The following is a 23,693-nucleotide window of genomic DNA, read 5'->3' as shown; positions in this document are numbered from 1 at the left end:
CCGTGATCTCGACCACCGACACCACGACCGGGGCGGCCCGCACGCGCCGCCCCGGTCCCCGGACCGCACCCCGGGAGGTCCGCAACCGCTTCGGCACGCCCGTCCCGGTTCGGCGCCGCACCGGCCGCGCGGGCGCACGACGCGAGTTCGTCTGGGGCATCGTGTTCCTCGCCCCCGCGGTCATCGCCCTCGCCGTCCTGCGGGTCGCCCCGACGATCGACGCCGTCGGGTCCAGCCTGCTCAAGGCGTTCCCGGGCGGCCTCATCCCCCCGACCTTCACCGGACTCGGCAACTACGAGTCGCTGTTCGGCGATCCGGCCTTCCTGGCGACGGTCGGCCGCACGCTCCTGTTCAACGTCGTCATCAACCCGCTGCAGATCGTGGTCGCGCTCCTCGTCGCCGTGCTCCTCACCCAGCGGATCCCGCTCGTCGGGCTCTGGCGGACACTCCTCGTCGTGCCGGTGACGATCCCGATCGTCGGCTCCTGCATCGCCTGGGGCGCGGCGTTCAACCCGCAGGGGCCGATCAACGCCGCGATCACCGCGATCGGCGGCGGCACGCAGCCGTTCCTCACCTCGCCGCGGCAGGCGCTGGCCTGCATCATCATCGTCGCGTCCTGGATCGGCATCGGCTACTGGATGATGTTCCTGGTGTCCGGCATCCAGGCGATCCCGGGCGAGCTCTACGAAGCGGCCAAGCTCGACCGCGCCGGTCCCGTCCGGACGTTCCTGCGGATCACCCTGCCGATGCTCCGTCGACAGCTGCTGTTCGTGCTCGTCGCCGACACGGTCGCGAACTTCGTGCTGTTCGTCCCCGTGCAGCTGCTGACGAACGGTGGACCGCAGGACAGCACCACGCTGCTCATGTTCGACGCGTACCGGACCACCTACGGGTACGGCAGCCAGAACCTCGGCTCGGCCGAGGTGATCGTGCTGACCGTGATCATGCTGGTGTTCGTCGTCCTGCAGTTCCGGCTGCTCCGCGAGGACGGAGAGGACGCATGACGGCCGACAGCGGCATGGTGGGCCTCCCGGCCGCGGTCGCGTCGACCGTGAGCGACGACGTCGCGTCACCCGGAGCACCCCGTCGGCGGCGGTGGTCGACGACCCGCTTCGTGCTGACGGTCGTCGCGATCGTCGTCAGCGCCGTCTTCATGCTCCCGGCGCTGTGGATCCTCATCGGGTCCTTCCGGCCGAACATGGACGTGCTCACGACCATGTCGCCGTTGACCTGGCGCCTGTTCGTCCCCTCGCGGGTGACGGTGCAGAACTACGTCGGGCTGCTCGTCCACGACGGCTTCGGCACGGCGCTCCTCAACTCGGCGATCGTGTGCATCGCGTCCGTCGTCGTCGGGATCCTCGTGTCCGCGGCCGCCGCGTACCCGCTCGCCGTGTACCGGTTCCGCGGACGGAACGTCGTCTTCGCCGTCATCGTGATCAGCTTCATGGTCCCCTTCGAGGCGATCGCCATCCCGCTGGCGCAGCAGTTCACGGACTGGGGGCTCGGCAACAGCCTCATCGGTCTGATCCTGCCCGGGATCGGGAACGGCCTGGCCATCTTCAACCTCCGGCAGGCGTTCCTCGGCATCCCGGTTTCCTACCGAGAAGCCGCCATGCTCGACGGCGCGAGCGAGCCGAAGATCCTCTTCTCGTTGTACCTCCGGATGTCCGGTCCGGCGCTGACGAACTCCGCCCTGCTCATCTTCCTCGCGCAGTGGACCTCGTACCTGTGGCCGCTGCTGGTCGTCACCGACGACTCGAAGCAGCTCGCGCCGGTGGCGCTCGCGTCGACGTTCGGGGAGCACAGCGCGAACTACGGCGAGAACTTCGCGGGTGCCGTCCTGCTGTCGCTCGTGCCGGCGATCAGTCTCTTCATCCTGCAGCGGTTCTTCGGCCGGCTGTCGATCGGAAGTGGTGAGAAGTGAGCACGGAAGCGCCGGGATCCGCGCACATCATCGTCGTCGGCTCGGCCAACCAGGACTACATCGTGCGGGTGACCGCTCCGCCTGCGCCGGGGGAGACGGTCCTCGCCCAGGACCTCCTGCGACAGCCCGGTGGCAAGGGAGCGAACCAGGCCGTCGCCGCGGCACGGCTCAACGGCGACGTGAGCTTCGTCGCCAGCGTCGGTGACGACCCGGACGGCACCGACCTCCTCCGCGGCCTGCGGAGCGAGGGCGTCGACACCTCGGAGGTCGAGATCATCGACCGCGGTCGGACGGGACTCGCGCTCGTGTCGGTGTACGACTCCGGCGAGAACGCGATCACGGTGGTGCCCGGCACGAACTTCGCGCTCACCGCGAGCCGCGTCGACCGGACGGTGCGACGCCTCGCGGCGGAGGCCGAGCGGGCGATCGTCGTCGTGCAGGCGGAGCTCCGACCGCAGATCATCGCGACGGCGCTCCGGGCGGGGGTGGAGGCGGGAGCGCGGTGCGTGCTCAACCTCGCTCCGTACCAGCGCCTCCCGGACGACCTGCTCGCGGTCTGCGACCCACTGGTGCTCAACGAGTCCGAGGCGACCGCGCTCGTCGGGCGGCCCATCGCGGATCCGGAGCAGGCCGCTGCGGCGGTCCGCACCCTGCTCGGTACCGCCCGTTCGGTGGTCATCACCCTCGGCGCGCAGGGCGCCTGCTGGGCCGACTCGGGAGGCGAGGGGCACCTCCCCGCCACGCCCCCGGACCGGGTCGTCGACACGACCGGCGCCGGCGACGCGTTCGTCGGTGCACTCGCGGCGACGCTCGCGCGCGGCGGCGGGCTCGGCGAGGCGACCGCGATCGGTGTGGCCGCCGGGACGTTCGCGGTCCGCACGCCGGGGGCGCAGTCCTCGTACCCGACGCTCGCCGACCTCACGACGGAGAGGGCCGTCACCGGACCGATCAGCTGACGCGGGAAGATCGACCCATGCCAGTGACACGGTCGGACGTCGCTCGGGCTGCGGGGGTCTCGCCCGCCGTCGTGAGCTACGTCATCAACAACGGGCCGCGCCCCGTCTCCGCCACCACCCGCGAGCGGGTCGAGGCGGCGATCGCCGACCTCGGGTACCGACCGAACGCCATCGCGTCGTCGCTCCGCAACGGCAGCACCCGGTCGATCGGGTACCTCACGCCGAACCCCCGCGATCCGTTCATGGCGGAACTCGGGGAGTCGGTGGAGCGGCAGTTCAGCGCTCGGGGCTACCTCGTGCTCACCGGCAACACGTACTTCGACCGGGCACGTGAGGAGCGGTACCTGCAGTCCTTCATCGACCGCAACGTCGACGGCCTCGTGTTCGCCCCCGGGGTCTCGCTCGCCAGCACCCCGACGTGGCAGGCCGATCGTCCCGTGGTGAGTCTCGACGGAGCGGGGACCCATCCGGGCTGGTCGACCGTGAGCGCTCAGGACGCGTTGGACGCCGCGACCGCCGTCGGGCACCTGGTCCTGCAGCACGGGCACATGCTGGTCGCCTGCATCGCCGGGACGCCGCGGCTCACCAGCGAGGCGGAGCGCATCGCCGGGTGGCGCACCGCGACCGGGAGCGAGGGACTGCCCTCCGGACCGGAACTGCTCGCATACGGGGAGATCTCGGAGGAGGGTGGGTACTCGGCCGCCATGCAGCTCCTGAGCAGTCACGGTCGTCCCTGGGTCGTCCACGGCCGCGGCCCCACCGCCGTCTTCGCCACGAACGACGCCCAGGCGGTCGGCGTCATCTCCGCCTGTGCGGAGCTCGGGCTCCGCGTCCCCGAGGACGTCGCCGTCGTCGCAGTGGGAGGCACGCGGATCGCCCCGTACACCGTGCCGCCGCTGTCGACGGTGCGGCAGGACGTCGAGCTGATCGCGGAACTCGCCGCCCGGCAGCTCATCGCAGGCATCGCGGACCCGACGGCTCCGGCAGCGCGCAGTCGGCTCCGTGGGAACCTCGTCGTCGGCCGGAGCTGCGGATGCGAGCTCCTCGCCCCGTCGGCCGTGGACCACGGGACGACGACCGGGAGACCGACGAGCAGGTGACGCGGTTCGACTCGGGGCGCGACGACGCTCCGAGTGGGGCAGGCGGACGGTCCGCACGGAGCTGCCCCGACGAGCCGGGACGCACAAGCGCCCGGCCGGTGTTCGTCATCCCGGACGTCAGGCGATGTGCGGATCCGATGCCGGTTCCTCGGTGGCGGCGAGGAGCTCACCAGGTGTCGGAGGGTTCGCCCCCGGCCGGCTCACGGCCACCGCCGCCGACGCGGCAGCGACCGCGCCCACTCGGGCCAGCGTGGTCGCATCCACTGTTGCGTCCCGTACCCGGCGGAGACCGTCGCCCCGCAGCAGCGCGAAGAGCAGGCCCGACATGTACGCGTCTCCCGCTCCGATGGTGTCGGCCACATCCACGGTTGGTGCCCGCACCTCCACCCGGCCGGCGGCACCGGCGATGACCGACCCGGCCGCGCCCCTCGTGATTGCAGCGAGCCGGACTCCGGCGTCGAGGAGGCGATCGAGGACGCCGTCCGGGTCGACGCCGGGATGGATCCACTCGGCGTCTTCGTCACTGAGCTTGACGACGTGCGCGCGACCGACGAGGAGGTGGAACTGCTCGAGCGCTGCCTCCCGATCGAGCAGGGCTGGCCGTATGTTCGGGTCGAAGCTGCGGATCGTCGACGGGGGAAGCTGGCGGAACAGATCGGCCGCTGCCCGGTTTCCGGGCTGCAGGAACGCGCCGATGGACCCCGTGTGCGCGACCGCGGGCACGGTGGCAGTCACCGGCGCAACCCGATCCCACTCGATGTCGAAGTCGTATCGCGCGGAACCGTCCGCGTTGAGCTCGGCACGGGCCACCGATGTCCGACCGTCTGCACGGTCGACGGTGACGTGGTCCTTCGCGAGGTGCGCAGCGATCAGGCGGCCGTACTCGTCATCACCGAACTGCGTGGCGAGCGTGACGGGAACACCGAGTCGGGCGAGCCCCACGGCCACGTTCATCGGGCTTCCGCCTGGGGTCAGCCGGCTCCCGGCCGCGTCGACGACCGCGTCGATGAGGGCCTCACCGAGGACCAGGGCAGGTGGGGAGGAGGGGTTCATCACAATCCTTCGCTGCGCGGTGGGATCACCGTCGCATCGTCATCTCGGGGGAGTGGCTATCGATTCACGGCGGACGATCGGGCAGGGCAGGAACACCGGCTCGGTGTCCGCCGTGTGGTCGTCCGCTGGGCTCCCGCCCTGCAGCTGGACGAGTCGCTCGAGGGCCCACTCGCCCATCTCGTAGTGCGGGAGGGCCACCGTCGTCAGTGCCGGGAAGAGCCCTTCCGCGATGATCTCCTGGTTGTCGAACCCGACGATCGAGACGTCCTGGGGGATGCGCAGGCCCATCTCGGCGGCGGCACGGTAGGCGCCCATCGCCATCCGGTCGTTGTAGCAGAACAGGGCGGTCGGGCGGTCCGGGAGTCCGAGGAGCGCGCGCGCGGCCTCGTACCCTCCGGGGCTCTCGGACGGTGCCGCGTGGACGAGCGTCTCATCGACCGTGATGCCCGCCTGCTGCAGGCTCTCCCGGTATCCCGCAAGGCGTTCCCGTGTGGCTGGCACGTCATCGACGTTGTTCATGAAACCGATCCGGCGATGGCCGTGCGTCAAGAGCTCCTGCATGGCGGCCCGTGCACCGCCGCGCTCATCGGGGGCGACGGCGGGATGTGTGCCCGTCCGATCCGTGGAGTCGATGACGACGGTGGGGATCCCGTCGAGTTCGGTCGGCGGCGTGATCTCGCGGTGGAACATCGTGGCGTAGAGGACACCGTCGACCTGCTGCCGGATGAGCGCGGTCGCGTTCGCAGCGACGTCGTCGCGCTCGGTGTTGATGATCACGAGTGTCAGACCATGCCGGCGCGCGGCGTTCTGTGCACCGAGGATGATGCGTCCGGCGTGCGGCGTGGTCGCGATCTCCTCGCTGAGGAGCCCGATCATCTCGGACCGCTGCATGCGCAAGCCCCGCGCCATGCGATTCGGGCCGTAGCCGAGCCGCTTCGCGGCGTCCTTGACCCGTTCGCGGGTCTCATCGCTCGCGCGCAGGAAGTCGACGTCGTTGAGGATGTGCGAGACGGTGGTCACCGACACGCCGGCCTCAGCGGCGACGTCCTTGATGCCGACACGTCTGCGATTCACCGTGGCTCCTTCTCGCTGACCACCGGCCGATTGCTCGGCCGCCTCCCGACGCTCATCGTCAGCATCTGACGGCGTCCTCTGTTCCCCGTCACCGCGCTGTCCCACTCGCACGACGGCGGTGCGTCCAGCGGTCGGCGCTCGACCAGACGATGGCTCCGTCATGCGCTCGGCTGCCTGGTTCACCTTAGATCCAACCGGTTCGACCACCCGCCCGAGACTGTCGTCAGCCCTTCACCGCCCCGAGCGTGAGTCCTGCGACGATGTGCCGTTGCAGCACGAATGTCAGGAGGATGACGGGGACCGAGTAGACGATGCCGAGGGCGGTCATCGTTCCCCAGTCGAGCCCGAACTGGGTCTGGAAGTCGGCGATCATCAGCGGTGTCGTCTGCGCCCGCACCGAGGTCAGCAAGAGCGCGAAGATGTAGTCGTTCCAGGACGCGAGGAACGCGAAGATCGCGGTCACGGCGAGGCCTCCGGCGGTGACCGGGAGGATGACTCGGACCAGCGCACCGATCCGTGACGCGCCGTCGACGCGTGCTGCTTCTTCGAGTTCTTCGGGCACTGCCTGGAAGAAGCTCGACAGCAGCCAGATCGACAGCGGCAGGGAGATCGTGGTGTGCGCGATCGCGAGTCCGAACGAGGTGTCCTGGATGCCGATCGTGCGGAACATCGTGATCAGCGGAGCGCCGACCACGATCGCGGGGACCATCCGTGTCACGAGTGCGACGAGGATGAACACCTGTCCGAAGCGGGTCCGGTAGCGGGTCACCGCGTAGGCAGCCGGAACCGCGAGGACGAGCGACATCGCGGTGCTGATCACGGCGGTGACGATGCTGTTGACGAAGGACGCCGGCACGCCGCTGGTGCCGAGCGCCGAGGCGTAGTTCTGCAGCGTCCAGTTGTGCGGCAGGATCCGCGGCGGCACGGCGATGGTCTCCACCGGCACCTTGAGCGAGGTGAGCAGCATGTAGAGGAATGGGAACGCGTACAGCACCACCAGGAGGATCAGGGCGATCCAGAGGATCGTCCTCGTGCCGGTGCGTTGTGATTCGAGGCCGTTCACTGCTCACTCCCGGGTCGCCAGATCTTGAAGATCGCGAAGATGGCCACGGCCAGCATCGCGATGAGGTAGATGGTGCCCATCGCGCTCGCGAGCCCGGGGTCGCCGTACCTGATCTGCGTCTGGTACACCAGCAGTGACATCGTCTCGGTGGCGTTCTGGGGTCCGCCGTTCGTCTGCAGGACGATCACGTCGAACGCGCGCGCGGCGTCGACGCCGCGGACGATCAGCGCGACCGCGATGACCGGACGGAGCAGCGGGATCACGATGCGGAACAGCAGCGTCGGGTATCGTGCGCCGTCGAGTCTCGCCGCCTCGAGCACGTCTCCCGGGATGTTCTGCAACCCGGCGAAGAGCACGAGGGTGATGAACGACGTCGTGAGCCACACGTCGGGGATCGACACCGACACCAGCGCGATCTCGGGGTCGCTCAGCCATTGGATCGCATTGGGCTGCGGCAGCAGATGCGCGTCGTACAGCAGCTGACCGACGATCCCGAAGTTGTCGCTGAGCAGGAACTTCCAGAGCAGGCCGGCCACGATCGGGGCGATCATCAGCGGGTACAGGAAGATCGTGCGGAAGACGCGCGAGCGGTCCCCGATCGTCGCGAACAGGAGTGCGACGAGCAGACCGATCGCGAACTCGAAGAAGACGACGATGGCCGTGTAGACCGCCGTGCGCCACGCCGAGTTGCCGAAGTCGGGGTCGGTGAACGCGGTGACGTAGTTGCCGAAGCCGACGAACCGACGGGTGCCGGCGAGCTGGTTGATGTCGAAGAAGCTGTTGCTGACGAACTGGATCAGCGGCCAGCCGATGAAGACGAGGAGGAACAGCGCTGCCGGCAGGATCATGAGCGCGGCGAAGCGTCGGTCGGTTGTACGCACGAGCGACTTTCGGTCGGGAGGGATCGGTGGCCCCGAAGGGCCACCACCCGTCACTTGAGGATGCCCTGGATCTTGGTCTTGGCCTGATCCAGGAGCTGCTGGTTGTCGGCGCCCGGCCGAACGGCCTTCTGCAGCATCGGAACGAGCGCGTTGTCGACGATCTGCTGCCACTTCGGGTTCGACGGACGCGGGATCGTGCCCTTCGCCTGCAGCGTCTTCACCATGGGGGCGAATGCTTCGTATCCGGGCTTGCCCTCGTACTTCTGGAAAGCGGACACCCGTGCGGCCAGGCCGAGGTCGGTGGTCGCGCTCAGGTCGTTGTGCTCGTAGGCGAACTCGATGAACTTCTTCGCCGCGGCCTGGTTCGGCGACGCCTTCGGGACGCTGAGGTAGTACGGGCCGGGGACACCGGCGACGCCAGCGGGGCCGGCGATCATCGGTGCGACGCCGACCTTGCCGTAGACCTTCGAGTCCTTCGGGATCTGGCGGTACGCGTGTCCCCAGAACAGCATGAGCGCGGTCTTGCCCTGGTAGAAGAGGTTCTGCGACGCCGCCCAGTCGGTCTGCGCTGCGCCGGGTGCCGACGACTTCAGCATGCTGGTGTAGAAGTCGAGCGCCTTCAAGCTCGCGGCGTCTCCGAGGGTGACGTTGCCCTTGGCATCGATGACCATGTTCTTCTCGCCAGCCTGCGAGAGCGCGGCGAGGTACTCGGTCTCCACCGCGCCCTTGGTCGCGGTGCCGTACGTGCCGTCCTCGGTGAAGAACGCGGCTTCGTCCTGGTACTGCTTCCAGGTGGTCGGCGGAGTGAGGTCGTAGCCGTACTTCTGCTTGAAGGCCGTCTTGTTCGCCGGGTCGTCCAGGAGGTCCTTGCGGTAGTAGAGGATCTCCGAGTTCGTCCAGGCGGGCATGCCGACGTAGTCGCTGCCGATCTTGCCTTCCTGCAGCTCGGCCGGGAACAGGTCCTTCTTCACGTCGCCGGTGAACATCGAGTTCAGCGGCGTCAGGCCGTCCTTGAAGGTGGGGAGCCAGATCGCGTCGAGTGCAGCGACGTCGAAGGACACCGAACCGGAGTTGAGTTCGCTGTTCACGCGGTTGTAGAGCCCGTCGTACGGCAGCTCCACGAACTGGACCTTGGTCCCGGTCTGCTTCTTGTACAGGTCGGCGATCGGCTGCAGCTCGCCGTGACCACCGGCCTCCACGAGCACCGTCAGACTGCTCGTGGCCTTGGCGCTGCCACCACCACCGGCACCGCAGGCACTGAGGACCAGTGCCGAGACCACCGCGACGGCGGCACCGGCGGCGATGCGGGCCTTCTTGCCGGCTCGAACGCCGGGCTTCCTACGAAGCATCATCACTTCGTCTCCTTGGTCTGCAGCAACGATGCTGCGGTCGGGTACGTTGGGTTTGACAAAGCGTTTTGCCAAAACGACTTGGCTCAAGATATACAAGCACGGGAAGGTCGTCAAGCGGACGACACCGCCCGTCCCGAGGGGAACTCCTGCGCATGATCGACGACGATCGCCCGACCATCCACCTGACCGCCCGCGCCGGCTGGATCAACGACCCGCTGTCCCTGACCTGGCATGACGGCACCTACCACGTGTTCTTCCAGCACGTCCCGGGTCAGACCAGCTGGGCTCCCTCCTGCCACTGGGGACATGCCACCTCCGCCGACCTGCGGACATGGACCGAACAACCCGTCGCCCTCGCGCCGGGAGAGGGCGACGACGGCATCTGGTCCGGGTCGCTGGCCGTCGACGGAGACAGGACGACGATCTTCTACACGTCGATCGACGCAGCGGACTTCAGCATCGGCCGGATCCGAACCGCGACGCCCATCGACGAGGAGTGGATCCGATGGTGCAAGGGCGACATCGTCGCTGTCCCGCCAGCGGACCTCGACGTGCAGGTGTACCGCGACCCGTTCGTCTTCCGGGACGGAGACCAGTGGCGGATGCTCGTCGGCGCGAACCTCCACGGCACCACGGCGGCCACCCTGTCGTACTCGTCTCCGGACCTGCGGGACTGGAGGTACGACGGGATCGCGGCGCAACGAGACACAGCTGCCTCCGACCCGATCTGGACCGGGAAGCTCTGGGAGTGCCCGCAGGTCTTCACGATCGACGGAGTCGACGTCCTGATCACCTCCGTCTGGAGTGATGACGAGCTCCACTACGTCGCGTACGGGCTGGGGGCCTGGAACGACGGTGCGTTCACCGTCGAACACTGGGGCCGGCTCACCTGGGGAGACAGCTACTACGCACCCTCGTTCTACCGAGACGCCGACGGGCGCCCCGGGCTCGTCTTCTGGTTGCGGGAGATCCGCGACCGCGATGGCGACGTCTGGACCGGCGCGATGAGCGTTCCCCACGTGCTCTCCCTCGACGGCGACGTCCTCGTCGCCCGCCCGCACCCTGACGTCATCCGGGACGGCGGCGTCACCGCGCACACGGCGTTCGACCACGTCGAGCTCGTCAGTGACGGACGAGCCGACATCATCAACTGGGACCCGGAGTTCGGCGAGCTCGAGGTCATCCGGGACGGCGCGCCGGTCCTCACGCTCGAGCGGACGGCCGGGAAGGTGGTCGTGTCCGCTCCGGTCAGCGGATGGAGCGCCACGGTGGTGGCCGACGACAGCACGGTGCAGATCCTGATCGACGGCCCGATCCTCGAAATGAGCACGGGAGCCGGACTCTTCGCCGCTCCGCTGCGCTCCACGGCAGCCACCTCGCAGTAGTCGATCAGGTCTGGCCCAGCGGACAGCGCGGGCCTGGCCACGACCACGAACGGAAGGATTCCCACCCATGCAGAACAGCAATCACTACGACGTGACCGCATGGCCGGTCGGCGACCCGACCACGGACATCGGCGGCGTGATCAACAGCATCATCGCCGACATCAAGAGTCGGCAGACCGCAACGGACGACGGCGACGGTGGGAGGCCCGGTGCGGTGATCTCCATCCCACCGGGCGACTATCACCTCCGCACACAGGTGGTCATCGACATCAGCTTCCTCAAGATCCAGGGATCCGGGCACGGCTTCACGTCGTCGAGCATCCGGTTCAACGTCCCCGAGGACGAATGGCCCAGCCTGCACGAGCTCTGGCCCGGCGGCAGCCGCATCCTCGTCGACCTTCCACGCACCGGTGGCGAGAGCGCTCGCGACGGCGCCGCGTTCATCGTCGAGCGCCAGGGCAGCCCTCGCCTCAGCTCGGTCGAGTTCGAGAACTTCTGCATCGACGGCATGCACTTCGTCGCGGACGGGGCGGATCTGCACCCCGAGAACACGTACGTCAACGGCAAGACCGGCATCCACGTCGCCACTCCGAACGACTCGTTCCGTGTCAACGGCATGGGATTCGTGTACCTCGAGCACGCGCTCACCATCCACCACACCGACGCCCTGTCGATCCACGACAACTTCATCGCAGAATGCGGCAGTTGCATCGAGCTCCGCGGATGGGGTCAGGCGTCGAAGGTCACTGACAACCTCATCGGCGCCGGTCCCCGAGGCCATTCCATCTACGCCGAGAACCACGGCGGCCTCCTGATCACCGCCAACAACGTGTTCCCGCGGGGTGCGAGCAGCATCCACCTCGCCGGCGTCACCCGGTCGAGCGTCACGAACAACCGACTGCACTCGTTCTACCCGGGGATGGTGATCCTGACCGAGGGCAGTTCGGAGAACCTGGTCGCGTCCAACCACTTCCTGCGTGACCATGAGCCGTGGACGCCGTTCCTCGCGATCGACAACGGCCGACCCGACTCGTACGGACTCCTCCGGGTCGACGGAAGTGACAACACCATCGTCAGCAATCACTTCTCGGAGGTGGTCGACTCCCAGCGGGTGCGGCCGGCGGACCAGAAGCCCGTCATCATCCGGCTGGTGTCCGGGACCGGGAACTCCGTCTCCACCAACCACGTGGTCGCGAAGGACGTGCACATCCAGTCGAACGACTCGGCCTTCTCCGCGCAGGTCGACGCGCTCCTCACGACGGACGCCGCGGGTCGACTGAACGTGACGACGGTCATGGTCGACGCCGGCTCCGCTGGGAACACGGTCCTCGACTCGGGGACCGAGGACGAGTCCGTCCTCGACCGGACGGCCAATGCCTTCCGGGCCACGCCCGCCATCGGTTCGTAGCAGCGCGTCGAATCGGACACGCACCGTCGCCGGGCGTGCGGTCCGAGGATCTCGGTGCTGGGCTTTGCGTCAACTCTGTTGACTGTCTAGCTTCGCATCAACCGATTGACGAGGAGGTTGATCATGCTGACGATGAAGGACGTGGCGACACGTGCGGGCGTGTCCACGTCGACCGTCTCCCTGGTCCTGAGCGGACGACACAAGGGGCGCGTCCGCGATGCCGTCGTCGAGCACGTCCGCGACGTCGCGGACATGTTGGGCTACGTCCCCGACCTCATGGCTCGTGGGCTCCGGACCCGTCAGACGCACACGATCGGGCTGATCTCCGACCGTGTCGCGAGCATCCCCTTCGCGGGCCAGATGATCGGTGGCGCCCAGCGCGTCGCGATCGACGAGCAGTACCTCATCCTGCTCGTGGACACGGACGGTGATCAGCGGGTGGTGCGCAACGCGCTCACCATGCTGCTGCAACGCAACGTCGACGCCCTCATCTACGCGTGCGAGTACCACCAGGTCATCGTGCCCCCCGCGGTCCCCGACCGGGTCCCGCTGGTGATCCTGGACGGGCGACCGGAGGACCCCTCCTCGCCGGTCGACTGGATCGTCCCCGACGAGCGCGGGGGAGCGTTCGCCGCGGTGGCCGAACTCACGGCGGTCGGTCACCGGCGGATCGGTTTCTGCACGGTGTCGCGCGACATCCCGGCTCGCAGCCTGCGGCTCCAGGGCTATCGGGATGCGCTCGAGGCCGCAGGGATCGTCTTCGACCCTGACCTCGTCGTCGAGGCCGTCGAGGCAGGCACCGTGCACACGCTCGAGCCCGCGCGTGCGCTCCTCAGCCGTGACGACCGCCCGACAGCGGTGTTCTGCTTCGGTGACCGGATGGCCAACGCGGTCTACCACGTGGCGAACGAGTTGGGTCTCGCCATCCCTGGTGATCTCTCGGTCGTCGGGTTCGACAACCAACTCGACATCGCCGACGGACTCGTACCCGGCCTCACCACGGTGCAGTTGCCCCACCGGGCGATGGGAGAACTCGCCGCGCAGGTCACCATCCAGCGCGCGCTCGAGGACCTCCACGCACCGCGTGTCCCCAGCGAACACATCGTCCCCTGTCCGATCGTGCGCCGCTGTTCAGTGGCCGCCCCTCGGACCGTCGCCACCATGACCTGATCGCAGAACGCCCGCCATCACCCTCGGCAGGCTGACGTCCCACCACCACTGCAGCGCTCGTCCACCGACGGTTCCTTCAGTGCGCCCGAAAATCCCCATCACAACGAGGTGTCTCACATGAAACGCACCACCCGCAGGCTCTGGCGTCTCGTCGCCGGCCTGATCGCAATCGGCCTCACCACCAGTGTCCTGACTGGATGCTCCAACGCCGGCAGCAGTTCCAAGACGTTCACGATCTGGCAGTACGAGGCCAGCAGCAGCGCCCAGTACAAGGGATGGAAGGAGGCCGTCTCGATCTTCGAGAAGAAGCACCCGGACGTGAACGTCAAGTTCGTCACGACGAGCTTCGGCAACATCCAGAAGAACGGGAAGCTCCTCCTCTCCGGGAACAAGGTCCCCGACGTCCTCGAGGTCAACAAGGGCGGCGCCGACGCTGGTCAGCTCGCTTCCCAGGGGCTGCTGGAGAACCTCAACGACCAGGTCGAGAAGCGCGGCTGGGACGAGAAGATCAAGGGCTCGGTCGCGAGCCTGGCGAAGTACGACTCCGACGGCAACGCCGGAAGCGGCAACTGGTACGGCATCCCGAACATCGGCGAGTTCATCGTCTGGTTCTACAACAAGGACATGTTCGCCAAGGCCGGGATCACCAACCCGCCGACCACGCGTGCCGAGCTGGAGAGCGACATGCAGAAGTTCGTCGACCAGGGCACCACACCGCTCGCCAGCAGCGCGAACGGGTTCGGTGCGCTCTGGACCTGGTACTCGCTCGTGTCGGCCGGCGCGACGCGCGACCAGATCGACGACTTCATGTTCCTCAAGGGGTCGCCGAACGTCGACGGCGCCCCGTGGTCGACCGGCACCAAGCAATTCCAGGACTGGATCGACAAGGGGTACCTCGGCACGCGACTGGCCTCGGTGACCGGCGACCAGATGGACCAGGCCTGGCTCAGCCAGAAGAACCCGCTGCTGCTGGAGGACTCGAACGCGTTCTCGAACGTCAAGGCCTCGGCGAAGTTCAACTGGGGCACCTTCGCGCTGCCGGACGCCAAGCTCAACGTCGGGTCCTCCGGACACCTCTGGGCAGTCCCCACGAAGTCCGGCAACAAGGAGCTCGCGTACGACTGGATCAGCACCACGCTGAGCCCCCAGGTGCAGAACGTGATGGCCAAGAACGCCGGCCTGCCGTTGGCCGGGGATCCGAGCGTGATCACCGACCCGCAGATCAAGGCGCTGAACCAGCAGTTCCAGACGCTGGTCGACGGCGACAAGCTGTCGTACTTCCCCGACTACCCGCTGCCGGGCCTGCTCGACTTCCAGCAGAGCGGCATGCAGTCGCTGACCAACAAGTCGACCACGGCCGCTGCGTTCAGCAAGTCGTTCCAGCAGTTCTACACCAAGGGCAAGGCGCAGTTGCAGTAGCCCCGCTCCTTCCCGTGGGCCGCTGTACCGTCCAGCGGCCCACGGGACCACCCCTCCACGGAAAGGGCACTCGTGGCCACTCTCATCACCGACCTGGCGCAGCCCGCGACCAGGCGGGCAACACCGCGGCGGCCACGGTCGGCCTCCTACTACTGGTACCTGCTCCCGATCGGCGTCGGCTTCGCGGCCATCGTCCTGGTGCCCTTCGCCTGCAACCTGTTCTTCAGCCTGTTCGAGTGGAAGGGCGGTCTGGCGCCGTTCCACTTCGTCGGGCTCGGCAACTACGAGGCCCTGCTCCACGACGAGCTCTTCTGGTCGTCGTTCAAGAACTCGATCTACATGATCGTCGCGATCGTCGTCATCCCGACGGCGATCGGCCTCGTGCTCGCCGCGCTGCTGTTCGACTACCTCGGCAGGAAGTTCGGGCCACGGGTGGCGAGTTTCCTCCGTGCTACGTACTACCTGCCGCAGATCGTTCCCGTGGCCGTGGCCGGAGTCATCTGGAGCTGGGTCCTCGGGGCGCAGAGCGGTGCGATCAACACGCTCCTCAGCACCGTCGGCATCAACGGTCCCGACTGGCTGGGCAACCCGCACCTCGCCCTGTACTCGATCATGATCGTGCTGATCTGGGGGCAGATCGGGTACCCGGTCGTGATCTTCATGTCCGGGCTGCAGCGGGTCGACCCGGAGCTGCTCGAAGCCGCGGAGGTCGACGGCGCAGGCTGGTGGCGCCGGTTCCGAGCGATCACGATCCCGCAGATCCGACCCGAGGTCTTCATCGTGATCCTCACGGCGACGGTCGGTGCCCTGAAGGTGTTCGCCCCGGTCCTCATCCTCACCGGGGGCGGTCCCGAGAGTTCGACCTACGTGCCGTCGTACTACTCGTACCTCAACTTCTTCCAGCTCTCCCGCGTCGGATACGGCTCCTCGATCGCGACCGTCCTGACCATCCTGATCCTCATCATCGCCTCGCTCATCCTCTGGTGGCAGCGCGTCAGCATCGAAAGGGCGGAACGCTGATGACCGCAACGATCGGTACCTCCACGACCCCAGCGACAGCACCGGCACCACCCTCCGCGCGGCGAACACGGAGGAGTCCCGTGCGATGGCTCCTCCTCGCGGTCGCGGTGCTCGTCGGGGTGGTCCTCGCCGCGCCCTTCCTGGTCCTCATCCTCAACGCCTTCAAGACGCGCGCCGACTACTCCGCCAACGGCCCGTTCGCCTGGCCAGAGCAGTTCACCACCGCAGCCTTCGCGAAGTACCTCGCCGACGTCGACTTCCCGGTCGCGCTGGTCAACTCGATCCTCATCTCGGGGATCGTCGCGATCCTCGGCGTGGTCATCGCCCTGCTGGCCGCGTACGCGATCGGTATCGGCCGGATCCGTGGTGGCACCGTCATCACCGCCGTCCTGCTGTTCTCGACGATGCTCCCGCAGGAGTCGATCATCTACCCGCTGTTCTACGGTGCGCAGGCGGTCGGCCTCCAGGGGTCGATCTGGTCGGTCATCATCATCTTCTCGGTCCTGCAGGCCGCCTTCGGCACCTACTTGCTCGGGTCGATCATGGGCACGTTCGAGCCGTCGCTGCTCGAGGCCGCAGCCCTCGACGGGGCCAACCGGTGGCAGATCCTGTGGCGCGTCGTGTTCCCGGTCATGCGACCGACGCTCTCGGTCCTGGTGATCTTCTTCTTCATCTGGACGTGGAACGAGTTCTACATCCCCGTGATCATGCTCACCGACCCGTCGGCGCAGACCATCCCGATCGCGTTGTCGACACTGCAGGGTCAGCTCTCGACCGACATCACCGAGCAGAACGCCGGCTCGCTGCTGTCGCTCCTGCCGACGCTGATCTTCTTCATCATCTTCCAGCGCTCCCTCACCCGCGGCATCACCGCAGGCGCCGTCAAGTAAGGAACCCACACACATGTCGTTCTCCTGGGACACCGTCCTCTCCGCCCCCAAGCGGATCGAGAGCCGGTCCATCAACGCCGAGAACCCGACCGGCGAACGAGGAGCAGGCGCACGGACCCCGTCCGCCCTCGGGACCGGCCGGAAGGGCACCGCATTCGTTCCGATCGCCGCCGGCGAGACCATCACGCTGGCCGACGTCGCCGGGCCAGGAACGATCCGGCACATCTGGATCACGGTGCCGGACCGTACCGACGGCGGTGCCTTCGTGCTCCGGAACCTCGTACTCCGCGCGTACTGGGACGGCGAGAGCGCCCCCTCCGTCGAGGTCCCCCTCGGTGACTTCTTCTGCAACGGGTTCGGTGCCAGGGCTCTGGTCACCTCGATCCCGATCGTCGTCGCGCCCACCGGCGGCATGAACTCCTACTTCCCGATGCCGTTCCGCGAGTCCGCGCGCATCACCCTCGAGAGCGAACACCCCGACGAGATCGGCGCGGTGTTCTTCCAGATCGACTACACGGTCGGCGACGAGCACCCCGACGACCTCGCCCGCTTCCACGCGCAGTGGCGCCGGAGCAACGCGACCACCGCCCTCGGGGAAGACCACGTGATCCTGGACGGCGTCGCCGGACGCGGCCACTACGTCGGCACCTACGTCGCCCTGTCGCAACTCGAGCGCTACTGGTGGGGCGAGGGCGAGGTCAAGTTCTACCTCGACGGCGACGACGAGTTCCCCACGCTCTGCAGTACTGGACTCGAGGACTACGCAGGCGGTGCCTGGGCGTTCCAGGACGAGCTCCGCGAGCATCCGGACCCGAACCCGCTGCCGTTCAGCGCACCGTACTTCGGCTACCCGCACGTGTCTCGGGTGGACGAGTCGAAGGGGTCGCCCTTCTGGCAGGCGATGCCGCCGTCGCACGCCCTGTACCGGTGGCATCTGCCGGACCCGATCGCGTTCCGAGAGCGGCTCCGGGTCACGCTGCAGCAGATCGGCGCCGCCGAGCACGGACTGTTCGAGCGCGCGGATGACATCAGCACGACCGCGTACTGGTACCAAGTCGAACCGCACGCGGCCTACCCGACGTTCCCCGACGCCTCCGCGCGTCGGCCGCGTTGACGAGGAGCTGCACGCCATGCGACCGCAGCTGCACTTCACCGCGGACGGGTGGATCAACGACCCCCACGGGTTCGTCCACGCCAACGGCGAGTACCACGCGTTCTACCAGTACGTCCCGGGCAGCACCGAGTGGGAGACCGGTATCCACTGGGGGCACGCGGCGGGCCCTGATCTCATGTCGCTGCGACCCAGGGCGATCGCGATCGCGCCGGGCGACGGAGACGACGGGATCTGGACCGGCAGCATCGTCGACGGGGGCAGTGACACGCACCTGGCGTTCTACACGTCGGTGGCCGGGACCGACACCGCGATGGGGACCGTCCGGGTCGCGACGACGCAGGACCGCTCCCTCGACAGATGGAGCAAGGGGCCGGTCGTCGTCGAGCCTCCCGAGGGGCTGGGACTGACCGCGTTCCGTGATCCGTTCGTCTTCGAGGACGACGGGTGCTGGCGGATGCTGGTCGGTGGCGCCATGGCCGACGGGGTCGCCGGCCTGCTCTCGTTCTCGTCGGTGGACCTCACGGACTGGCAGTTCGACGGTGTCGCTGCCTCCCGATCGACCCTCGCTCAGACTCCGATCTGGACGGGGGAACTGTGGGAGTGTCCACAACTGATCACCGTCGACGGGCATGACGTGCTGATGTTCAGCGTCTGGGCTGCGGACACCGGGTACGGCACCGTGTACGGGATCGGCCGCTGGCACGGCGGCAAGTTCGACGTCGAGCGATGGGGAACGCTCGCCTACGGATCGAGCTACTACGCCCCGACCGTCTACCACGATGCGGACGGCCTGCCCTGCATCACCTTCTGGATGCGGCACGTGGCGGACCCCGACGGGGCCTGGGTCGGGGCGCACAGTCTCCCCTGGGGGCTCTCGGTGATCGACGGCGATCTCCGGCTGGACATGCACGGCAGCGTCGAACGTCTCCTGGGCCGCGGGTTGGCTGGATCGACCGACGGACGCACCCTGATCCATTGGGATCCGGCCGTCGACGGTGATCTGGAACGTGCGACGGACGACGGGTCCTGGTCGCTCCGAGCGACACCGACCGAGCTCGAGTTCCTCGTCGACGGTCAGCGTTCGGCCATGCCGCGCCGGCAGGGTGGCGCACTGGTCGTGGTCGACGGCCCGATCCTCGAGCTGGCTCACGCTGGTTCGATCCTCGGCGGTGCGATCCCGACCGACAGGTCCACGACCGCCCAAGGCGGATGAGTGCCGCCGGTCCTCGCCGAACCCGTGCATCATGGCGGTGCTCGGCGGAACAGCTCCCGGCTGTCGTGCAGCGGCCCGGACCGCGGTCCACCGCCGACGTGCGCCGGCGAGCCGTCACTCCATCGAGCTCACGGACCCGGCGCCGCCACTCGCCTGGCAGCGTCAGCGACGCCGCGTTCCCCGGTCGTTCCGGCCGGCGTGGGCGGTCTCCCAGAAGTCGAGCTCGATCGAGTCGTCCGGGCCGAGTTCCCGAGCGATGGCCGCGGCCAGGTGCTCGCCCTCGGCGCGTTGTGCCTGACAGGTCCGCGCGTCCGGCCACCCGGTCTTGTACGAGTACAGCTCGTTGAACGTCGCCGCCCAGTCCCGGACCTGGGCTGCCAGCCGCTCTGACAGCTCGGGCTCGCCCTCCGGCGCTCCGCCGTCGTCGCGCCAGAGCGGCCAGTCCACCGTGTACTCGTTCATGAGTCGGTATTCCACGCCCCGCCCTTCGCCAGCCCGCCCTGTCCTCGGGGCTCCGAACTGAGCGTGCCCGAAGGGGCCGGGGGGCGCAAGCGTCATGCGCGAGCACGGTCGACGGGCCGTCGTCACGACGCCCCCGGTGGAGGAGGACCCTGGGTGCCGCGGCGCCGACGGCGGGATACTGGTTCCGTGCGTGAACTCCAAGCGGCCATCGCCGCCGACCTCGACGTCCAGCCGGTCATCGACCCGGAGCAGGAGGTGACGCGCCGTGTCGCCTTCCTCCGGGACTACCTGCTCGCCACCGGCGCCAAGGGCTTCGTGCTCGCGATCAGCGGCGGTCAGGACTCCTCGCTCGCCGGGCGTCTGTGCCAGCTCGCCGTCGAGTCGCTCCGGGCCGAGGGGCATCCGGCCGAGTTCACCACGGTGCGCATGCCGTACCGCGTGCAGGCCGACGAGGACGACGCGCAGCTCGCGCTCCGCTTCATCGCCGCCGACCCGGGCATCACCGTGAACATCGAGCACGGGGTCGACGGCGTCGTCCAGGACGTCGCCGAGTCGGGCACCGCCCTGAGCGACTTCGTCAAGGGCAACGTCAAGGCCCGTATGCGGATGGTCGCGCAGTACGCGGTCGCCGGGCAGCGCGGTCTGCTCGTCGTCGGCACCGACCACGCCGCGGAGGCCGTGACCGGCTTCTTCACGAAGTACGGGGACGGCGGCGTCGACATCACCCCGCTGACCGGCCTGACGAAGAGCCAGGGCCGTCAGCTCCTCGAGCACCTCGGCGCGCCGGCGCGGCTCTACGAGAAGGCGCCCACGGCCGACCTGCTCGACGACCTGCCCGGTCAGACCGACGAGGCGAACCTCGGCCTCAGCTACGCCGAGATCGACGCGTACCTGCAGGGGCACGACGTGCCCGAGGAGGTCGCCGAGGCGATCGAGACCCGCTACCGGGCCACCGAGCACAAGCGCCGGGTGCCCGCGACGCCGTTCGACACCTGGTGGGGCGGCGCCAGCCCGCGTCCGTAGGGCGCGTCAGAGCTGGTCAGGCCGCGCACGACGAACCGTGTCGGGAACAGGAGGGGACATGCCGGTGGTCGATCGAGTGAGAGCAGTGAGCCTCGCGGCTGCGCCGGTGAGTCCTCAGCACGGCGCGGGCGTTCCTCCATGGCTGTTCGTCGCGGGGATCATCGTGGTGTTGGCCATCGCCGCCGTGCTCTTCGTCCGCTCGCGCGGGCGATAGCGCTGCGCCGCCGATGCGACTCCGGCCCTCCGCGAGGGACCGGGGCCTTCGAGCAAGGGACGGGCAGTTCAGATCCCCGCTCCGGCCCGGCTGCGTCGCGATGTCCGTCCGTCGTCCTTCGATGAAGGGTGCCCTACCGTCGCCGCGGCTCCCGGTGGTAGTAGACCGTCATGGTGAGGTCATCCTCGCCGTCGGTCACCTTGCTGCTGAAGGTGACGTCCTGCACGTCGACGTCACCGAGGCCGTCGATGGCGTCGGCGAGCCGACGAAGCAACGCCGGGACGCTGCCCTGCCCCTTCCCCTCGGGATTGCTCAGGGAGAAGTGGTTGATCGTCCAGCCCGCAGGGATCACGTCGGCAGCGTACTGGGACGCCGCAGAACTCGACGGCGTGGAGCGGGACGCGGTCGTCCGAGCGGCACCGGTCAGGAGGCCGGAACGGCCCGGCGCGCGAGAGCGAACGAGCGATGGAGCCGATGATGCTCGACGAGCAGACACACGAGGAGCACGGTGCCCGCGGCACCGAGGAACCAGAGGACCGATCGAGGGATCGCCCGGCGGTGGTCGACGGGCGGTCCGCAGCAACGGCCCTCGTGGATCGCGAGCGACGAGTCGATGTGTGCTGACGACCCGATGCGCGCGGCCGGGGTCGACCGGTCGTCGTCCGCGGTCTGTCCCGCCATGACACGCCCCCGGGGCTGACCGTACCGGGAACGACGCGGCGTGCGCGCGCCTACCGCCCGGCGAGCTCGGCGCGGATCGCCTCGACGGCCAGTCGGACCTCCGCGAACGTGGTCGACAGGGGTGAGAGCCCGAGCCGGATGCCGTTCGGGTTCCGGTGGTCGGGGATGACGTCCTGCGCCCAGAGCGCCGCGGTCACCTCGCGGAACGCCGGGTGCGTGATCGTCACGTGGCTGCCGCGGACGTCGGCGTCGCGGGGGCTGGAGACGACGACGCCGAACGGGGCGAGCAGGTCGTCGACGAGCGCGATCGCGTGTTCGGTGAGCGCGACGGACTTCGCGCGGACCGCGTCGATGCCGACCCGCTCGAGGAGGTCGAGCATGTCCTGCATCGCGAGCATGCCGACGACGGGCGGCGTCCCGCTGACGAGCCGGCGCATCCCCGGCGAGGGCGTGTAGCCGTCGGCCATGCTGAACACGTCGGCGGCGCCCATCCACCCCTGGATCGGCTGCCGCAGGTCGGCCTGCAGCCGCTCGGCGGCGTAGGCGAACGCGGGGGAGCCCGGGCCGCCGTTGAGGAACTTGTACGTGCAGCCGACGGCGAGGTCGACGTCCCACGCGTCGAGCGACGTCGGCACGACGCCGGCCGAGTGGCACAGGTCCCAGAGGACGAGCGCGCCCACCGCGTGTGCCGCCGCGGTGATGCCGGGCACGTCGGCGATGACGCCCGAGCGGTAGGCGACGTGGCTCAGCACGACCACCGCGGTCGACGTGGACACGGCCTCCTCGACCTGCTCGACCGTCACACCGGTGACGGGGTCGGCCACGATCCACCGCACGGAGAGCCCGCACTCGGCGGCGATGCCCTCGACGACGAAGCGGTCGGTCGGGAAGTCGTCGTCATCGATGACGATCTCGGTGCGGTCCGGCCGCGCGGCCACGGCGGCGCGGATCGTCTTGTACAGGAGCACCGTCGTGGAGTCCGCGACGACGGTCTGCTCCGCCGCGGCGCCGAGGCAGACGGCACCGATCCGGTCGCCGAGCTCGAGCGGGAGCGTCATCCACTGCTCGTCCCACGAGCGGATGAGGCGGCTGCCCCAGTCGTGCGTCGCGAACCGCTGCAGCCGCTCGGCGGTGGCGAGGAGCGGCCGCCCGAGCGAGTTGCCGTCGAGGTACGCACGGACCTCGGTGCTCGGGACGAATGCGGCGACGTGTTCCGCGAGCGGGTCGGTGCGGTCGAGTTCGAGCGAATCGGGTGTGGTCGCCCGTGGAGCGTCGCTGCCGACCCGGTCGTCGGCGACGGACGTCTGGTCGGTCATGTCAGGGACTCCTCGGCACGGTTGGCGGTCAGGACCCGAGCGCCGGACAGCCAGCGTACGGCGTCGTGCGGGGCCGCGCTCCGTCCCTGGGCCGTCCGGCCGACGCCGAAGTGCGGTCGCAGCGGCCCGAGCGTCAGATCTGCCGGTAGATCGTCAGCGTCTGCTCGGGCTGGTCGGGCACCAGGAACGACGCGTGCGCCAGGTGCTGGACACGCCCCGACCGTGTGCGGACCCGTTTGACGCCGGCCTGGCTGGACGCAACGCCTCCAGCCTCGAGCGGCTCGCCGCACTCGACCCGCGCGTGCGGACCGTCCGGTCCGTCGGCGACCGCGCTGCGGACGTGTCGGCGATCGCCGCGACGGTCGAGGGTGACGCCGACGTCGTGATCGACGCGCTCGGGCCGACACCGACCGCGGACCTCACGATGGCGGGCTTCGACGTGGTCCGCGTCGACGGCACGATGGTGCTGCTCGGTGGGGTGCGACAGACGCTCCCCGTGCCCTACGACGAACTCATGCGTCGGCGGATCACGCTGCGCGGGAATGCGCATCGCCCGGTCCGGTTGTACCTCGTCAGGAACGACAGGAGCACCGATGCAGCGACCCGTGGTGGACCCACAGCAGCAGACCGATGAGCGTGAGGTCGTGAGCGGACGCCGGTTCGGCGCGTGGCTCGGCCTCATCAACCACGGCGAGGAGCCGATCGCGCGACGCTGATCCGCGCGAGCACGGGCCCGGGCGGCCGGCGAGGAGCCGACCGCCCGGGCCCGTGTCCGTCAGGGGTGGCCGGCGCCGTCCCCGATCTCGATCGCCCCACTCGCTGCAGGTCCGGTGCCGTGCGCGGTGATCGCCGAGACCGACAGCACGGAGGTCGCGCCGGCACCGAGGGACCCCGTTGTGTACCACGGAGCGGCGGCGCCGAGGGCCGTCACCGCCTTCGAAGTCGAGGCCGTCGCGTCCTGCACGGGCTCGGAGT

General features: G+C 68.8%; 25 protein-coding genes. 15 read left to right on the top strand and 10 right to left on the bottom strand.

Annotated features, from left to right (window positions below):
* The first annotated feature begins 2 nt into the window (after window positions 1–2).
* The 4 genes from DEI81_RS09600 to DEI81_RS09585 are packed head-to-tail and all read left to right on the top strand — an operon-like array spanning window position 3 to window position 3,980.
* Complete coding sequence (locus DEI81_RS09600; protein WP_258368610.1) at window positions 3–1,004, top strand: carbohydrate ABC transporter permease; 1,002 nt, start codon at window positions 3–5, stop codon at window positions 1,002–1,004.
* Window positions 1,001–1,924, top strand: coding sequence for a carbohydrate ABC transporter permease (locus DEI81_RS09595; RefSeq protein ID WP_258368609.1), 924 nt, complete (start codon window positions 1,001–1,003; stop codon window positions 1,922–1,924). The genes DEI81_RS09600 and DEI81_RS09595 overlap by 4 nt, the downstream gene beginning before the upstream one ends.
* Window positions 1,921–2,880 carry a ribokinase gene (locus tag DEI81_RS09590; RefSeq protein ID WP_111010483.1) on the top strand — a complete coding sequence of 320 codons (960 nt, stop codon included), beginning with the start codon at window positions 1,921–1,923 and terminating at the stop codon, window positions 2,878–2,880. The genes DEI81_RS09595 and DEI81_RS09590 overlap by 4 nt, the downstream gene beginning before the upstream one ends.
* A gap of 17 nt (window positions 2,881–2,897) precedes the next feature.
* Window positions 2,898–3,980, top strand: coding sequence for a LacI family DNA-binding transcriptional regulator (locus DEI81_RS09585; RefSeq protein ID WP_111010482.1), 1,083 nt, complete (start codon window positions 2,898–2,900; stop codon window positions 3,978–3,980).
* Between the two features lie 117 nt (window positions 3,981–4,097).
* Here DEI81_RS09585 and DEI81_RS09580 read toward each other — a convergent pair whose 3' ends face one another.
* The 5 genes from DEI81_RS09580 to DEI81_RS09560 form a co-directional block, all read right to left on the bottom strand.
* Window positions 4,098–5,033 (bottom strand): PfkB family carbohydrate kinase, encoded by a 936-nt coding sequence (locus DEI81_RS09580; protein ID WP_111010481.1) that lies wholly within the window; start codon window positions 5,031–5,033, stop codon window positions 4,098–4,100.
* Between the two features lie 39 nt (window positions 5,034–5,072).
* On the bottom strand, window positions 5,073–6,107 hold the full coding sequence (locus DEI81_RS09575) for a LacI family DNA-binding transcriptional regulator (RefSeq protein ID WP_181435370.1): 1,035 nt from the start codon (window positions 6,105–6,107) through the stop codon (window positions 5,073–5,075).
* A gap of 223 nt (window positions 6,108–6,330) precedes the next feature.
* A complete protein-coding gene (locus tag DEI81_RS09570; protein WP_111010480.1) occupies window positions 6,331–7,170 on the bottom strand; it encodes a carbohydrate ABC transporter permease in 840 nt (279 codons plus the stop codon).
* A complete protein-coding gene (locus DEI81_RS09565; protein WP_111010479.1) occupies window positions 7,167–8,051 on the bottom strand; it encodes a carbohydrate ABC transporter permease in 885 nt (294 codons plus the stop codon). The genes DEI81_RS09570 and DEI81_RS09565 overlap by 4 nt, the downstream gene beginning before the upstream one ends.
* 50 nt (window positions 8,052–8,101) lie before the next feature.
* Window positions 8,102–9,403 carry a sugar ABC transporter substrate-binding protein gene (locus tag DEI81_RS09560; protein WP_258368608.1) on the bottom strand — a complete coding sequence of 434 codons (1,302 nt, stop codon included), beginning with the start codon at window positions 9,401–9,403 and terminating at the stop codon, window positions 8,102–8,104.
* A gap of 152 nt (window positions 9,404–9,555) precedes the next feature.
* Between DEI81_RS09560 and DEI81_RS09555 the strand changes: the two genes are divergently transcribed.
* The 8 genes from DEI81_RS09555 to DEI81_RS09520 all read left to right on the top strand — a co-directional run bounded on the left by DEI81_RS09555 (window position 9,556) and on the right by DEI81_RS09520 (window position 19,022).
* Complete coding sequence (locus tag DEI81_RS09555; RefSeq protein ID WP_111010478.1) at window positions 9,556–10,788, top strand: glycoside hydrolase family 32 protein; 1,233 nt, start codon at window positions 9,556–9,558, stop codon at window positions 10,786–10,788.
* A gap of 67 nt (window positions 10,789–10,855) precedes the next feature.
* Entirely contained in the window at window positions 10,856–12,196 is a 1,341-nt protein-coding gene (locus DEI81_RS09550) for a right-handed parallel beta-helix repeat-containing protein (RefSeq protein ID WP_111010477.1), read from the top strand.
* A gap of 123 nt (window positions 12,197–12,319) precedes the next feature.
* Window positions 12,320–13,366: a LacI family DNA-binding transcriptional regulator gene (locus DEI81_RS09545; protein ID WP_258368607.1), complete on the top strand. Its 1,047-nt coding sequence runs from the start codon at window positions 12,320–12,322 to the stop codon at window positions 13,364–13,366.
* A 117-nt stretch (window positions 13,367–13,483) separates the two neighbouring features.
* Window positions 13,484–14,785 (top strand): ABC transporter substrate-binding protein, encoded by a 1,302-nt coding sequence (locus tag DEI81_RS09540; RefSeq protein WP_111010475.1) that lies wholly within the window; start codon window positions 13,484–13,486, stop codon window positions 14,783–14,785.
* 168 nt (window positions 14,786–14,953) lie between these two features.
* A complete protein-coding gene (locus tag DEI81_RS09535; protein ID WP_111010549.1) occupies window positions 14,954–15,805 on the top strand; it encodes a carbohydrate ABC transporter permease in 852 nt (283 codons plus the stop codon).
* The gene (locus tag DEI81_RS09530) at window positions 15,805–16,695 is read left to right on the top strand and encodes a carbohydrate ABC transporter permease (RefSeq protein WP_111010474.1); all 891 of its coding nucleotides are present in this window, start codon (window positions 15,805–15,807) and stop codon (window positions 16,693–16,695) included. Before DEI81_RS09535 ends, DEI81_RS09530 begins: the two co-directional genes overlap by 1 nt.
* Before the next feature lie 13 nt (window positions 16,696–16,708).
* Window positions 16,709–17,809, top strand: coding sequence for a glycoside hydrolase family 172 protein (locus tag DEI81_RS09525; protein WP_111010473.1), 1,101 nt, complete (start codon window positions 16,709–16,711; stop codon window positions 17,807–17,809).
* Between the two features lie 16 nt (window positions 17,810–17,825).
* Window positions 17,826–19,022, top strand: a complete 1,197-nt coding sequence (locus DEI81_RS09520; RefSeq protein ID WP_181435369.1) for a glycoside hydrolase family 32 protein — start codon at window positions 17,826–17,828, stop codon at window positions 19,020–19,022.
* Between the two features lie 162 nt (window positions 19,023–19,184).
* On the opposite strand, the gene DEI81_RS09515 is transcribed toward DEI81_RS09520, so the two are convergent.
* A complete protein-coding gene (locus tag DEI81_RS09515; protein WP_146244068.1) occupies window positions 19,185–19,499 on the bottom strand; it encodes a hypothetical protein in 315 nt (104 codons plus the stop codon).
* Between the two features lie 171 nt (window positions 19,500–19,670).
* On the opposite strand from DEI81_RS09515, the gene nadE reads away from it, so the two are divergent.
* Window positions 19,671–20,507 (top strand): ammonia-dependent NAD(+) synthetase, encoded by an 837-nt coding sequence (gene nadE / locus DEI81_RS09510; RefSeq protein WP_111010470.1) that lies wholly within the window; start codon window positions 19,671–19,673, stop codon window positions 20,505–20,507.
* A gap of 347 nt (window positions 20,508–20,854) precedes the next feature.
* Here nadE and DEI81_RS09505 read toward each other — a convergent pair whose 3' ends face one another.
* The 3 genes from DEI81_RS09505 to DEI81_RS09495 all read right to left on the bottom strand — a co-directional run bounded on the left by DEI81_RS09505 (window position 20,855) and on the right by DEI81_RS09495 (window position 22,718).
* Window positions 20,855–21,073 (bottom strand): hypothetical protein, encoded by a 219-nt coding sequence (locus DEI81_RS09505; protein WP_220035662.1) that lies wholly within the window; start codon window positions 21,071–21,073, stop codon window positions 20,855–20,857.
* 71 nt (window positions 21,074–21,144) lie between these two features.
* Window positions 21,145–21,402 (bottom strand): hypothetical protein, encoded by a 258-nt coding sequence (locus tag DEI81_RS09500; RefSeq protein WP_111010469.1) that lies wholly within the window; start codon window positions 21,400–21,402, stop codon window positions 21,145–21,147.
* 50 nt (window positions 21,403–21,452) lie between these two features.
* The gene (locus tag DEI81_RS09495; protein WP_111010468.1) at window positions 21,453–22,718 is read right to left on the bottom strand and encodes a kynureninase; all 1,266 of its coding nucleotides are present in this window, start codon (window positions 22,716–22,718) and stop codon (window positions 21,453–21,455) included.
* Between the two features lie 193 nt (window positions 22,719–22,911).
* Between DEI81_RS09495 and DEI81_RS09490 the strand changes: the two genes are divergently transcribed.
* Both DEI81_RS09490 and DEI81_RS16570 read left to right on the top strand, forming a co-directional pair.
* Window positions 22,912–23,352, top strand: a complete 441-nt coding sequence (locus DEI81_RS09490) for a hypothetical protein (protein WP_111010467.1) — start codon at window positions 22,912–22,914, stop codon at window positions 23,350–23,352.
* Window positions 23,312–23,434, top strand: a complete 123-nt coding sequence (locus tag DEI81_RS16570; RefSeq protein WP_258368604.1) for a hypothetical protein — start codon at window positions 23,312–23,314, stop codon at window positions 23,432–23,434. The genes DEI81_RS09490 and DEI81_RS16570 overlap by 41 nt, the downstream gene beginning before the upstream one ends.
* A 59-nt stretch (window positions 23,435–23,493) precedes the next feature.
* Here the strand turns inward: DEI81_RS16570 and DEI81_RS09485 are convergent, their stop codons facing one another.
* Window positions 23,494–23,682: a hypothetical protein gene (locus DEI81_RS09485; protein ID WP_111010466.1), complete on the bottom strand. Its 189-nt coding sequence runs from the start codon at window positions 23,680–23,682 to the stop codon at window positions 23,494–23,496.
* Window positions 23,683–23,693: the final 11 nt, after the last annotated feature.

Origin of the sequence: Curtobacterium sp. MCBD17_013 (genome assembly GCF_003234565.1) — a bacterium.
Taxonomy (GTDB): Bacteria; Actinomycetota; Actinomycetes; order Actinomycetales; family Microbacteriaceae; genus Curtobacterium.
The sequence above is the reverse complement of the archived record's forward strand: the minus strand, read 5'-3'. Positions and strand labels throughout refer to the sequence as shown.